Below are 14,066 nucleotides of genomic sequence, written 5' to 3'. Positions count from 1 at the left end.
TTTATAGATTACCAAAGAGGGTGTTGTTTGATGTTGTAATTCAATTGTAATTCTTCCGTTGGAATAGGGAAAACTACGTGCTTCTCTTCACATCTTTCACCAGGGAAAGCCAAGTGCTCCTCGTTGTCTGGACGGAAATCTTTATTGGATCTCACGTTTCTACTTACCTCCTGCATTGTCTCTTCTAAAATTCCCCAACGCACTAGGTCAAAACGTCTATGTCCTTCAAAACACAACTCTCTTTTACGCTCTTCTTGAATCAACTTCATAAAGTCTTGATTGGCATCACTCAAACCTTGGCTTAATGAACCTGCATTGGCACGTGCACGAACCGCTTCAATATCTGCCGTAGCTTGTCCACCTGCGCCGTACAATAAGTAGCTTGCTTCTGCACGCATCAATAGGATATCACTGAAACGTAAGATTGGGAAATTAATCGATGTTCTATCCTTGATAATCACACCGTTTTCTAATGTTTCTACCGTTCCGTCTAGCTCACCGTTATGGTCTCTACCTCTGTCTAATCTTCTCCATTTACCAGGATACCAACGTAATTCATTGCCAATGTTTGTTACTACAAATTCATCGTTTCTGTAATTGAAACTGAAGTTGGCGCAGTTCCACTCATAACGTGTATCATCTGCTCCGTAAGTGCTTTTGTGCATTGATGGCGTGATATAAGCGTGACCAATACTGAATGGCATTGTACCTGTAGTCAGCTGAATTTGAACACCATTGAAGTTTCCAATTCTACCTCCTAAATCACGACCTTCAGTTACCGTAAAGTCAACTTCCCACATTACTTCTACATCTCTACGAATACCTTGAATCTGGTTCATGAAAACCTCTTTGTAATCGGGTAAAAGTGAGTGGTAACCAAATTCTGTTACTGCATTCGTATGCTCGATTACTTTTTGAAGACAAACATCACGACCAATATCTCCACCTTGGATTCTTGCTCCTGCCATTGTCAAGTAAACACGCGCGGCCAAACCGTGTGCAATCTGCTTACTTACTCTTCCGTATTCTTTTGGACGGTCATTTAAAAGTGTAATGGCTTTGTCCAAATCCTCAATGATCTGATTGTATACTTTTGGAGCTGGCGTGTTGGGTAAATTCAACATATCCAAGTTACCGTCAATATCCGTAAAGTGATCCAATCTTAATGGAATGTGCTCCCATACTCTTACCAAGTTAAAGTAGTATAACGCTCTCAACGTCAGACCTTCACCAATCATTAAATCATGATCGGCTCTTGATAAATTCTCAATAGTATCTCTTTCACTTAAGTTTTGAATCAAGTCATTGACTCTGTTTACACCTCTGTAACTTCTTGTCCAGATACGGTTCAAATCAACGTCTGATTCATTGTAAGACATCTTTGTCAATTCATGGTTGAATAAAGATCTTCTGTACAACATTTCATCCGTTCCCACATTGAACCAGATCGAGAAATCTTGATCGTAGATATCTCTTAATGATCCATAAGCACCTGATAGTGCGAGGTAAACTTGTTTGTCGTTTTTATAATAATCATCTCTACTGATTTCATCTTTTGGTTCCATCTCCAGGAAAGAACAAGACGAAATGAACAAGGCTATAAGTATTAATAAATTATTTTTCATGGTTGTAGCTATTAGAAAGAAACTTGGAAACCTGCAATAAATGATTGTGATGCTGGGTACGATGAGTAATCAATACCTCTGTACATCGCTTGATTTCTGACAGATACTTCAGGATCATAACCCGAGTAGTTTGTAAATACCCAAAGGTTGTCTACTGAAGCGTATACTCTCATTCTATCGATTCTCAGCTTTTTCAGTTTTTGCGGTTCAAATGTGTAACCCAATGTGATGTTCTTGATTCTTAAGAAAGAAGCATCTTCAATAAAGTAATCACTCATCTGATGACCACCGTACACTTGCTGATAAGTATATTCTTGTCCTGGACCTGGAGCACCCCAAACGCCATCACCGACAGGGTTATTCAATGTCCAACGGTCACCTACATCTTTCAGGTAGTTTCTACCTCTTTGGTTACCTACTACACCAAAATCAGCCATGTTACCATTGAATACATCTTGACCTACTGACCAAGTTAAAAGGATACTTAAGTCCCAGTTTTTATAGGTGAAGTTGTTGGTAAAACCACCGAAGTGTCTTGGGTTAGGGTTACCGATGATTTCTTTGTCATTTTCATCAATTACACCATCACCGTTTACGTCTCTGTATTTCGGCATACCCGGTCTTACTTGTCCTGTTTGTGAATCGAAACCAGGAACTCCATCTTTCAATACTAACTCACCATTTGAGTTTCTAACAAAATCATCCATCTGATAGATACCATCATAACGGTAACCGTACATCTGCGTCATTGGCATTCCTACGAAAAGACCGTAGTACAATTCACCCGCAAACATACCGCCTACGCTTGGATCATATAATCTGAAATCCTCACCGTAAGATAAGTTTTTGATTTCGTTGTCATTAAATGAAATGTTGAAGTTCGACGTCCACTTGAAGTTTTTCGTCTGTACGTTCACCGTATTGATACTCAATTCTACACCTCTGTTGACTACCGCACCAATGTTTTGTTTTACTTGCGTATAACCTGTTGATGGAGCCACTTTTGCATCGAAAAGAAGGTTGTCTGTTAAGTTGTAATAGTATTCAACATCCACTAATAAACGGTTGTTCAAGAAGCCCATTTCAGCACCAACGTTGAACTGTTGAGTAGTTTCCCACTTCAAGTCTGTATTGGCTAATTTTTCTTGGTAGAATGCTGAGTGATAATGTCCTCCGAAGTAGTATCCTGGACCTACAGCCATGGTAGGGATAAAGTCGAAATCACCTACTCTGTTGTTACCAGTAGTACCTAAACCTGCTTTAAATTTAAGGTCTGAAAATACGTCCCAATTTTGAATAAAGTCTTCGTCACCTGCTCTCCATGCCGCTGAAACCGATGGGAAAATACCAAAGCGGTTCCCTTCTTTAAATCTTGATGAACCATCCGCTCTTACTGAAGCTGTAAGGATATATTTTCCTTTGTAAGCATAGTTGATACGCCCTAAACCTGACATTAAGTTTTGTCCTGTTTGTGCCGAAGATGGCATCTTCGCTACGTTACCTAAACCGATGTTCCCCCATCCAAGATCATCCAATGGGAATTGAATTGCTGTAGCTTGGAATCTGTATCTGTTACTGCTTTGGAATGTGATACCTGTCAGTGCATTGATCTTATGACCGTTTTTCGACCAATCATATGATAATGTATTCTCGTTGATATAGTTTTGTGCTCTAATCTGTGAGACATGACCATTGATACCGTCACTACCTCTATCCGCTTGGTTGGTTCCTTCTCTAAAGAACGTTTTTACCTGCGTGTAGTTGATTTGGTAACCTAACTGTGAACGGAATTTCAAACCCTTTGCGAGCTCAACATCAAAGTTAATATTGGCTTGCATTACGTCTGAGATCTCCGAACGATCTGTATTTTCTAGTGTCTGTGTTGGAGGATAGAAACCTGCACTTAATTCATCATCATCATCCAAATCACCGTTCTTTGGCGTCATTGGTCTAAACATGATAGCTGATTTAATGGCCGATACACTTGCTGTAGAAGTCTTCTGTCCTTTATGTTCCGTATGAGCGTAGTTCACGTTCATACTCATATTTACTCTCTTACCTAATTTCTGATCTAGTTTGAAACGACCGTTGATACGCTCAAAACCAGTGTTCATCAATGTACCTGCTTGGTTGATATAACCTACTGAACCGAAGAATTTAGAAAGGTCAGAACCACCTCTCATCGATACATTGTAGTTTTGGAAAGGAGCAGTAGTGAAAATCTCATCTTGCCAGTTCGTCATATCCGCATCCGTGTAGTTTCCAACTTCACCCCAAGGGTCACCACCACCTAAATCGTGCTGTAATTGTACATACTCACGTGCGTTTAATGTTTCCATTCTTCTGTTCTGAGGAATTTGAGAAACACCTACTTTTGTATTAAAGGTAATGACTGGCTTACCACTCATACCTGCCTTCGTTGTGATCAAGATTACACCGTTCGAACCTCTTGAACCATAAATTGCTGTAGCAGAAGCATCTTTCAATACGTCAATTCTGTCAATATCAGCGGGGTCTAATGTAAACAATGAAGGGTCTTCTAATGGGAAACCATCCACTACATATAATGGAGCCGAACTACCTGTAATTGTGTTAGCACCACGAATTTCAAAGTTCATGGCTTGACCAGGTCCACCTTCACCAGCTGAAACCTGAACACCTGCCATACGACCTTGTAACATTTGATCAAATGATGCCGCTGGCATAGAGTTCACTTCCTCACCCATCACCATAGATTGGATGGAACCTGATACCTCTTTCGCGTCTTGCTTACCGTAACCAACTACCACTAGTTCGTCTAATTCCTCTACTTCGGCTAACAAGTGGATATCAATGATTTTTCTGCCATTTACTGGAATTTCTTGTGGCTGATAACCCACATAAGAAACCAATAATCGAGCATCAGGTTTTACTCTCAAAGAGTAGTTACCTTCAAAGTCTGTTGCAGTACCGTTGTGTGTACCTTTGATTCTGATACTCACACCAGGGATTGACTCTTCGTCATCACCCGTTACAGTACCTTTAATTTTTATATAATTTCCTTGTGCATAAACCAACGGAGTACAAAAGAATATACATCCAATTAGTAGCAAGGACAGTTTCATTTTAGTTAAGTCTTTCATTTCTTCAGGAAGTTTAGTTTGCTGAATTATTTTGCTCTTACTTGTAGTTGATAGATATAAAATCTTCTTGCTAAACCACCAACGGCAGGATTGAAGAAGTCTGCTCTTAAAGCCACTCTGATTTCTTCTCCTAAAAATTCAGCTGGAATAGCTACTTGATGATTTCCTTCTGCTTTTAGTTGCTTTTCATTGATAATGGCTGTGGTATACATCATTAGATGCTCCGAAATATCGTTTTCAAGCAACAACCAGTTCGATTGTTCTGGTGCCTCTTCGTTATAATCAGAAGCTTTACAAACCATTACCCCTAAATGTTGGTTGACATTTTGAGCACCACCTGTATATCTCCAGAATCCAGTTACGTCTACATAAGCTTCCTCATTGACCGTTGTCAGATCAATTACATCAGAAACTAAATCAGCTCTTGATTCCTGATTCCATGACCAGTACGCTTTTACAATTTTCTCTGAAACAAAACCTTCTTCGTTTTCAAAATCAAAAGCAACACCTGACCATGCTCTTCTCCATAAACCACCTGTGTAATTTGGTCCGTTATTTCCCTCTTCTAGTTCAGTGGAATACATTTCGCCATCAATTTCCTTTTCTACTACACCATAAGTGTTGGTATTGATTGCATTTTGCAAACCGTAAGAAGTGGGAGAACCTAAGAAAGAAATAGCGTTGTAGAATAGACGGCCTACATTTTTACCGATTACCTCAATAATCACCGCTGTTCTTTTAGATAAAGAACCTAACGCATTTTCAACATTAATGTCCAATGCAAATACTTCAATATCATCCTCTCCAATAGGATAAGTTTGTTGTAATTTTACTTTACCAATCTCCGTATCAATCGCAAAGACATCCGAAAAGTTAGAAAGTGTAAATTCGTAAGGGCCACCGCCTTTTACATTCGGACGGCTTGTGGCTACCTCCAAATCATCTCCATAGAATGAATAAATATTGGGCATGTAAATGATGTCTTGAGGGATCGATTGATCTGCTGTAAAATCAAGAACATCTGTGAAAGTCGTGCTTCCCATACTGTTTTTTACTTCTACATCTACTGTGTAGCGACCAACAGTGAGGTCGTTAAAATCTCTAATAGTAATAATTCCCGTTCCGCTATGAATTCTAAAGTTTTCAATTAAATTTTCACCTTTGTAATCGTCAGATTTTACATCAATAAGAGAGAATCTCACTTCTTCTCCACCGGAAAAAACTGACGGCTGATCTGTAGTAAATGGCTCACCACAAAAGTACTCTCCAATGCCGATATAGCGGAGGTCTTTTGGTGCACCCACGTACATAGTACTGTCTTCTTTTTGACAGGATGCCAATAGCAATGTCGCTATCGTTAAAAAAAAGAGCTGTCTGATCTTCATTTCATTTATAAATTTAGTGTATTAGTAAGAGGGCTGACAACTGGCTTTCACCAGTCATCAGCTTTGTTTAGTGCTTATTTTGATCCGATAGGATTATAGTTTGTAGATGCTTCGTAGTCTTTTGTCAGATTAAATGTTGCAGACTTCACATCATCAGAGTTTGTTCCGATATATACATTAAAATCACCTGCTTCAACTCCTTCAGACATATCCCATCTGAAGTATGTCAACGCTTCTTTTTCAATAGTGAAAGTGATTTTCTTCGTTTCGCCTTTCTTGATGAAAACCTTCTCAAATCCTTTTAATTCTTTTAAAGGACGAGTTGATTTTCCGATCACATCTTGGATGTACATTTGTACTACTTCCTCACCGTCATAGTCACCTGTGTTAGTTACTTCAATAGATGCAGTGATCGCCTCATCTGTCATTTTATCAGATGATAATGTGATCTCACCGTACTCAAAAGTAGTGTAGCTCAAACCGTAACCAAATGGGTACAGTGGACTGTTAGGTGCATCTAAATAATATGATTTATAACCTGAAGGTTGTGATGGATCAAATGGTCTACCTGTGTTCTTCGCATTGTAGTAGATTGGCACTTGACCTACGTTTCTTGGGAATGTCATTGGCAGTTTACCACCTGGGTTGTATTTACCAAAGATCACATCAGCGATAGCTGGACCTGCCATAGTACCTAAGTGCCATGTCTCAAGGATTGCATCCGCCAACTCATCTTCTTTCTCAAGTGCTAGTGGTCTACCGTTCATCAATACCACTACGATAGGCTTACCAGTTGCCTTTAAAGCCTCCAATAATTCCGTTTGAACACCTGGAATCGTGATGTCTGTTCTACTTTTTGCTTCACCAGAAATTGTTCTTGGCTCACCGATTGCCAATACTACAACGTCAGATTGGTTTGCTACTTCAATAGCTTCCACAAAACCGCTTTTGTCATCGCTCTTCATGTCACAACCTTTAGCGTAAAGTAATTCTGCTTTACCTTTAGTTGCTCCTTTCAAACCTTCAAATAATGACTTGGCATCTTTTGGAGAACCTTTCGCTTTCCAAGCACCTAATACGTCTTTTTTGCTTTTTACCAATGGACCGATCGCCGCAATCTTTGTTTGCTTCTCTAAGTCTAATGGTAAAACTTGATTATCGTTTTTCAATAATACGATTGACTTTCTAGCAATTTTTCTCGCCGCTTGTTTGTGCTCTTTTGACAACACTACACGTGCTTCTCTTTCCTCGTCAGAGTATCTGTATGGATCTTCGAAAAGACCTAATTTGTGCTTTAACGTTAAGATTCTTCTTACTGCAACGTTGATTTCCTCTTCTGTTACATCACCTTTCTCTACTGACTCTTTTAATGTCTCTAAGAAAACAGCACCTTCCATATCCATGTCGATACCTGCTTTTAATGCTTGAACACCTGCATGTGCTAAGTCTTTGGCAGTACCGTGAGGAACTAACTCATTGATAGCAGTATAATCCGTTACAACCATACCATCAAATCCCCATTGATCTCTTAAGATATCTTTGAATAAATAAGGATTAGCTGTACTTGGAACACCGTTGATTTCGTTGAATGAAGTCATGAATGTTTCTACACCTGCATCAACAGTCGCTTTGAATGGAGGTAAATACACTTCGTGCAATGTCTGTAATGACATATCCACTGTATTATAATCTCTACCGGCAATTGGAGCACCGTACGCTAAGAAGTGTTTCGCACAAGCAAGAATCGTATTTTCCTTAGATAAGTCATCGCCTTGGAAACCTTTCACTCTCGCTTTTGCTACTAAGTTGTTGTAGTAAGTATCTTCACCTGCACCTTCCATCACACGACCCCAACGTGGGTCTCTACTTACGTCCACCATTGGCGCGAATGTCCAGTGAATACCTTCAGCTGATGCTTCTACGGCCGCAATTCTTGCCGCTTCTTCCATCGCCTCCAAGTCAAATGAACTTGCCTCTCCTAGTGGAATGGGGAACAACGTTCTGTGACCGTGGATTACGTCATAACCGAATAATAAAGGAATACCTAAACGTGTTTCCTCTACGGCCATCTTTTGTAATTTTCTTGTATATGAAGCTTTAAAAGCATTGAATAATGAACCTACATTACCTGCTTTCACTTCTTTTTCTACATTTCCTCTTAGTGTAGGACCTGTAACGTCACCTGAAGAAGTAAACTGTGTCATCTGACCAATTTTCTCTTCTAGAGTCATTTCTTTTAATAAACTCTCTACCTTCTCCTCAATATTTTGAGCGTAAAGAGCACTGCCTAAAAATAAGGCTGTAAGTGTAAATAAAATTCTGTTCATATTCAATCTATTAGGTAGTTCTGTAATTCAATGTTGAAATGTTAGCGTAGACCTAGCAGTATTCAACTAGGTCTTTTGCAATGTATGTTTTGTGTTTATCCTGGGCTTTTATTGCCTTAAAATGTATTGTCTTGTAGTCCCATGACTGAAGTCATGGGCTGATGATGTCCCTGTTTCAAGTGTTAAGCGATAGCGTCACTTGGAACTGAACATTGTCTCCTGACTTCGAACTACATTATCAATGTTTCTTGTGATTCGTGCACCACGACTAAAGTCATGGGCAGGTGATACCGACTCCAACAACACTGAAGTGTTGTCTCCGTTATGAACCTTCAAGACTTTAGTCTTGGATAGGTTCAACTACCACTTGCCCATAGTTTTAACTATGGTGTACGCTCCACAAAGAGATCATCTTAAACAATAAAAGCGACCAATATAGATAGTAGTTAGAATAATTGAACTGGTAATTCAATTTCTTTTTTACCCATTTTCATGACTAAAATGCCTTTTGTACCAGCTAGAATATTATCTTTTTCGAACTGAAGTTGATGTAAACCTGCTTCAAACTTCTGTTCCGATTGGATCTCCAACTTCTTTTCTGCTTTAGTAGATTTCAAGTAGAATGAAATAGTTGCATCCTTGTCTGTGTAGAAATCAAGATGATACTTTTCTAAATCAGGATGACGATATAACTGAACTGATTTAGATGATTTCTCGATCACTGCTAACGGGAAGCCATTCTTATGTTTTGGAGATTTGATCCCCATCTTACCTAAAGCCACTTGTAATTCAGGAACTTTCTTAGACAATTCCCAGAAAAGACCACTTCTATAATTTTCCATCATAATCACTGTTCTCCCCTGATCCAAACCTAAGTAACGGTCAGAATACCAATCACGTTTCTTGCTGTAAGCATCTTTGAAACCGTATTCTCCCCAAAGTCCTTCTTTATGGTTTTCGTAGAAGTTTCTCAACGCCAACATCGACTGATAAGGAACATATGGGAATACACCCAATGCCGCCGAAGGTGCAATAACACCCTTGTCTTTTGGACCTGGCCCTGCCATGTTGTTATAACCACCGTCTTCTGATGGAGTTTGAGAAGCTGTTAAGCCCCAATCTTCCTTGTTGTATTGGAATTCTTTTGGAGCGAACTTACTGCAGTAGGTCCAGTTGATCAATGAGTGATTGATACTTCTCTTCCAATAGTAAGTATATTGGTCTTCCATGTCTCTTGGATCTAACGCCAAGAATGGAGTTTGAGCAAGGTACAATGGTCCACCTTTTGGCTTTCCAACATCCAATGTATAACCGTAGTATTCTTTACCGTTTACAAAGTTTTTACCTTCCACATAACCTCTATACGAACTCTTTTTGATTCCTTTTGAAGGATGACCCAATGCTAAAACATAACTTGTCATTGATTCAGTATACCCTTTCATCAACAACTTCAGGCCTTTGTTCTCTTTTTGCTGGTAAGAGTGATTCCACCACAACGCATTTTGGTGCTCATGCATAGTGTAATCTACCGCTTCCCATAATTTTGTAATTTCTTCTCTCAGTTGGTTTTCCTTTGGTGTATCTTGATCAAAATAAGCTCTCGCCATCAATAACCCCATCATTAAGTTGGACGTTTCTTGAACGTCCGCGCCATCTTGGCCACCAAAGTGAATCAACTCTCCCGTTTTACCGTGGATCAAGTGAGGGTAAACACCGTGGAAACGAACGGCCTTATTTTCTAAGAAATCCGTCATTTTCAACATACGGTTCAAGACTTGCTCTCTTGTTACCCAACCTCTATGTGCTCCAACAATAATTGCCTGAATACCAAAACCAGAAGCCCCGATACCAATTTCATACTTCTTGTTTTTCAATGACCTTCTTGGAGTGAGTCCTGATACCGGATGCCCTAATTCCCAGAAATAATCAAAAGAAGCTCTGTGCGTTTCTTCAAAGATTTTTCTATCCTTTTGAAAACGATCTTCTTCTTTTTCTAGACGGGTCACACTATACGTGTAACCCATTAGAATGAAAAGTAGTCCACATCCAAAAACTGATAATATAGTTTTCGTTTTCATAGTAGCTAAAACCATTATTGACAAAATTATTTACTATTGTTTTTTTGTTGAAGTCTCTTCTGCTTCATCATTTCCTTACGCTTTTTCAAACGTGCCTCTTTTCTGTAGTTCGTGTCTTTCCACTCTTCAAAATCAGGCTCATCTGCTTCTTTCATCAAACGTGCTAACTCTACTTTCAACTCACTGATTTGCTTTGCATAAGCAGGATCATTGATCACGTTGTTCATTTCTTGTGGATCTTTCTTTAGATCATAGAACTCATAGTCATCGTTATCAAAGTAGAAGTGAATCAATTTGTAATCTTGTGTTCTTACACCATACTGTCTTTTCACCTTGTGGAAACCAGGGTATTCATAGTAGTGGTAGTACACTGACTCTCTCCAGTCTTTTGGTGTTTTACCTTTCTTCGTGATTTCTCTTAAAGAAGTTCCTTGCATATCTTCCGGTACTTCTACCCCTGCAAAATCCAAGAAAGTTGGACCGTAGTCAATGTTTTGAACGAATGCTTCTGCTTCTTTACCAGCTTTGATCTCTTTAGGATAACGCATTACTAATGGCGTTTTGAAAGACTCTTCGTACATGAAACGCTTGTCGAACCATCCGTGCTCACCTAAGTAGAAACCTTGATCTGAAGTATAAACAATGATTGTATTTTCAGCTAAACCGTTCTCGTCTAAGTAATCTAAAACTCTACCAATGTTTTCGTCAACTGCTTTTACAGTACCGCAGTAGTCTTGAAGGTAACGTTGGTATTTCCAAAGTGCCAAATCCTTTTCAGAATAGTTTGCTTGGTGCATTTTGTCGTTTTTAGCTCTGTAAGCCTTGTGCCATCCTTCTTTTTGCTCAGGCGTTAAACGAGCAAATAAGTGAGGCCAGATATCTTTTCTCCATTCGTCGCTTCCTTCCTCTACAGACATTTTCAAATCATGTCCTTCTTGCATATCACGGTAAACGTTCATCTCTTGCGTAGATGCCGCTACTCTCCCTTCGTAGTCATCAAAATAAGTATCTGGAACAGGGAACTCCACATTGTCAAACTCATTCGCATATCTCAATGGAGGCATCCAGTTTCTGTGTGGTGCTTTGTGGTGAATCAATAAAGCAAATGGCTCATTCTTGTCTTTTTGCTCTTCTAACCACCCCAACGAGTAGTCAGTGATTAAATCAGTAGTATACCCTTCTACCATAGTAGTATCACCACCAGAAATGAAGTCAGGATTATAGTACTCACCTTGATCATTTAAAATATTCCAGTGATCAAATCCTTCTGGCGTACTTTTCAAGTGCCACTTACCAATAATAGCCGTTGCATAACCAACGTTGTTCAACTCTTTTACCCAAGTATTTTGAGAAGCATCAAACGTATCTGAGTTATGTCTGAAACCATTTTTGTGACTGTACTTACCCGTAAGCATCGTCGCTCTTGACGGCCCACATAAAGAGTTGGTCACAAAACTTTGATTGAACTGAATTCCTTCTTTCGCAATTCGATCAATGTTAGGCGTAGGTGCAACTTTTGAAATCTCATGCCCATAAGCACTGATGGCCTGCAACGCATGATCATCTGACATTATATAGATGATATTTGGACGTTGGTCTTTTTCTTGAGAAAAAGCTGTAGTAGTAATCAACAGTAGTAAACTGATCAAGTACAAGTTCTTCATTTCGTAATTCTAATAGGTATAATTGATTTTCTAATCGCAAGTAAAATAACACTTCAAGTATACTAGAAAGAGTTGCATCTGAACCGAATTTTGAGATAAACAAATGTAAAATTTAAGACTTTTTTACACTCCAAAAAAACGCATATGCACAGATTAAAAACAAGAAAAAACCGCATTTAAACACACATAAAGCAAGATTTTAAGATATGCGCACATCTTAATGACAACATTAAGTTTTTTGTGATTTTTGTCGTTTTTCAACGAAAAATTATTGGCATTGGATTTTAGAATGGTTTGATTTGTAACATTTGAAAATGGCAGTGCTTATTCTTTTTGTATTACCTAAGGGAAAATGCTGCTCTATTCAACACTTAATACAATGGTAGTTACTTCAATTTTATGGATGATATGGGGCTGTGGCTTTCTCTTAATTTTCTTCTGATGGAGATAAATTTGTGGAATTAGGTTAGGGTTTGGTTTCTTAAATACAAAGGTAAACTCTAGCCATTTCTTAGATAAAAATTATAGGAAGTAATGGAACCCTAATTTCAAATTTTCTAATAATAAGCAAATATAAACGTGTATAAACGATTACAACTCGGATAAATCTCAAGCATTTTGCAAATTTGATAATAAGACGCGTATTCACTTTAGTATTATATACAACTTCAAGTCTAAATAGAGGTTTTTCATGAGGATACATACATGATTGAATAAATATAGAAAAGCAGTTTTTACAAATTCTAAAGTCAATTTGTATTACATCTAAAAATAACAACATCAATTATTTGATAATTCATAGAGCAATGTTATTTTTAGTCTGTTAAAGTAAAAAATTTAATACTAATGGATAAACGTCATGGTGTTTAGCAAAATATAATATGACATGGTGGTGTTTATCAAATGTTGTGTGGTATTGAGAAAATGGAAAACCAGGAATTAATAAATGCTATTGAAGAATATAGACTCCTTTGTAGGAAGCTGATTTTCGAACTAGGAAATAAATTTGATTTCGATATCAGCAATAAAAACCAATTCGAAGATTTTATTTGGGTTAGAAATGAAAAAATTCCTAGAAGGGGACAAATGAATGATAGTTGGAAATATGCTTTTCACGGGACTCAATGTGGATTCTATAATAAAAATGGACTAACAGTAGAAGTGGAGTTAGCTGACCATCCTAACTTCAGAGTCGTTGAACCTTGGTTTTTGAAAGAGTTTATAGATTCGACACCCACATATAAAACTTCAATTGGGGAACTATCCTGGCAGATATTAAAGTCAAAATTGGAAGACTTATATACGTCAGGTCAGGTAATTGAAATAAAGAACGAATACTGAAAATAAGGCCAATGAAAGAGTCGAGAGCCACTAAAATTGAACTTCTTGCTGGAGATGGAAATTTAAGCGAATTGAAAAATCTTCTAAAGACAGATTATACTCAACTTGAAATTGATGTAGCTCTTGAAAACGCAATTGCATATTCCAAAATAGAAACTGCTGAATATTTAATTTCCCTTGTTCTGACCTTTCAAATTATGATTACCAAGGAACTTATTATGCGGTTCACAACAATGAATTTGAAGGATTGAAATTTGCCGTTGATAACGGAGTTGACATTAACGTAAATAAAGGACAACTTCTCAATACATCAATTGTAACTGCTTATAATGAGAAAGATGCAACTATTCTTAAATGTCTTCTAGACAAAGGAGCCGATATCACATATCTGTCAGATGATATAATGAGTGCCTTTGGAACTGACGAGTTGAAAGAAATTATAAAACACCACACAGTCGAGTAAGCTAGGGGAATCTCACCCCTAACTTCTCACAGAACCGTACGTGAACCTCTCAATTCATACG

9 protein-coding genes are annotated in these 14,066 nt (G+C 38.2%); 3 read left to right on the top strand and 6 right to left on the bottom strand.

The features are described 5' to 3' along the window. Positions 1 to 8: 8 nt before the first annotated feature. The 6 genes from HHU12_RS20440 to HHU12_RS20415 all read right to left on the bottom strand — a co-directional run bounded on the left by HHU12_RS20440 (position 9) and on the right by HHU12_RS20415 (position 12,201). Positions 9 to 1,625: a RagB/SusD family nutrient uptake outer membrane protein gene (locus HHU12_RS20440; RefSeq protein WP_169658599.1), complete on the bottom strand. Its 1,617-nt coding sequence runs from the start codon at positions 1,623 to 1,625 to the stop codon at positions 9 to 11. A gap of 11 nt (positions 1,626 to 1,636) precedes the next feature. Next, a complete protein-coding gene (locus HHU12_RS20435; RefSeq protein WP_169658598.1) occupies positions 1,637 to 4,747 on the bottom strand; it encodes a SusC/RagA family TonB-linked outer membrane protein in 3,111 nt (1,036 codons plus the stop codon). Between the two features lie 26 nt (positions 4,748 to 4,773). After that, complete coding sequence (locus tag HHU12_RS20430) at positions 4,774 to 6,132, bottom strand: hypothetical protein (RefSeq protein WP_169658597.1); 1,359 nt, start codon at positions 6,130 to 6,132, stop codon at positions 4,774 to 4,776. Positions 6,133 to 6,206: 74 nt separating this feature from the next. Beyond that, positions 6,207 to 8,459, bottom strand: a complete 2,253-nt coding sequence (gene bglX, locus HHU12_RS20425; RefSeq protein WP_169658596.1) for a beta-glucosidase BglX — start codon at positions 8,457 to 8,459, stop codon at positions 6,207 to 6,209. Between the two features lie 446 nt (positions 8,460 to 8,905). Continuing rightward, complete coding sequence (locus HHU12_RS20420; RefSeq protein ID WP_169658595.1) at positions 8,906 to 10,537, bottom strand: glucoamylase family protein; 1,632 nt, start codon at positions 10,535 to 10,537, stop codon at positions 8,906 to 8,908. A gap of 26 nt (positions 10,538 to 10,563) precedes the next feature. Further along, on the bottom strand, positions 10,564 to 12,201 hold the full coding sequence (locus HHU12_RS20415) for a sulfatase family protein (RefSeq protein WP_169658594.1): 1,638 nt from the start codon (positions 12,199 to 12,201) through the stop codon (positions 10,564 to 10,566). Between the two features lie 924 nt (positions 12,202 to 13,125). Here HHU12_RS20415 and HHU12_RS20410 point away from each other — a divergent pair. The 3 genes from HHU12_RS20410 to HHU12_RS20400 are packed head-to-tail and all read left to right on the top strand — an operon-like array spanning position 13,126 to position 14,005. Continuing rightward, positions 13,126 to 13,542 carry a DUF6896 domain-containing protein gene (locus tag HHU12_RS20410; protein WP_169658593.1) on the top strand — a complete coding sequence of 139 codons (417 nt, stop codon included), beginning with the start codon at positions 13,126 to 13,128 and terminating at the stop codon, positions 13,540 to 13,542. An 11-nt stretch (positions 13,543 to 13,553) separates the two neighbouring features. Then, the gene (locus HHU12_RS20405) at positions 13,554 to 13,793 is read left to right on the top strand and encodes a hypothetical protein (protein ID WP_169658592.1); all 240 of its coding nucleotides are present in this window, start codon (positions 13,554 to 13,556) and stop codon (positions 13,791 to 13,793) included. Beyond that, positions 13,790 to 14,005, top strand: a complete 216-nt coding sequence (locus HHU12_RS20400) for a hypothetical protein (RefSeq protein ID WP_169658591.1) — start codon at positions 13,790 to 13,792, stop codon at positions 14,003 to 14,005. The genes HHU12_RS20405 and HHU12_RS20400 overlap by 4 nt, the downstream gene beginning before the upstream one ends. The last annotated feature ends 61 nt before the right edge of the window (positions 14,006 to 14,066 follow it).

Source organism: Flammeovirga aprica JL-4, assembly GCF_012844305.1.
In the GTDB taxonomy this organism is placed as follows: domain Bacteria; phylum Bacteroidota; class Bacteroidia; order Cytophagales; family Flammeovirgaceae; genus Flammeovirga; species Flammeovirga aprica.
Note: the sequence above shows the minus strand (reverse complement) of the source record. Positions and strands in the feature narration are given on the sequence as shown.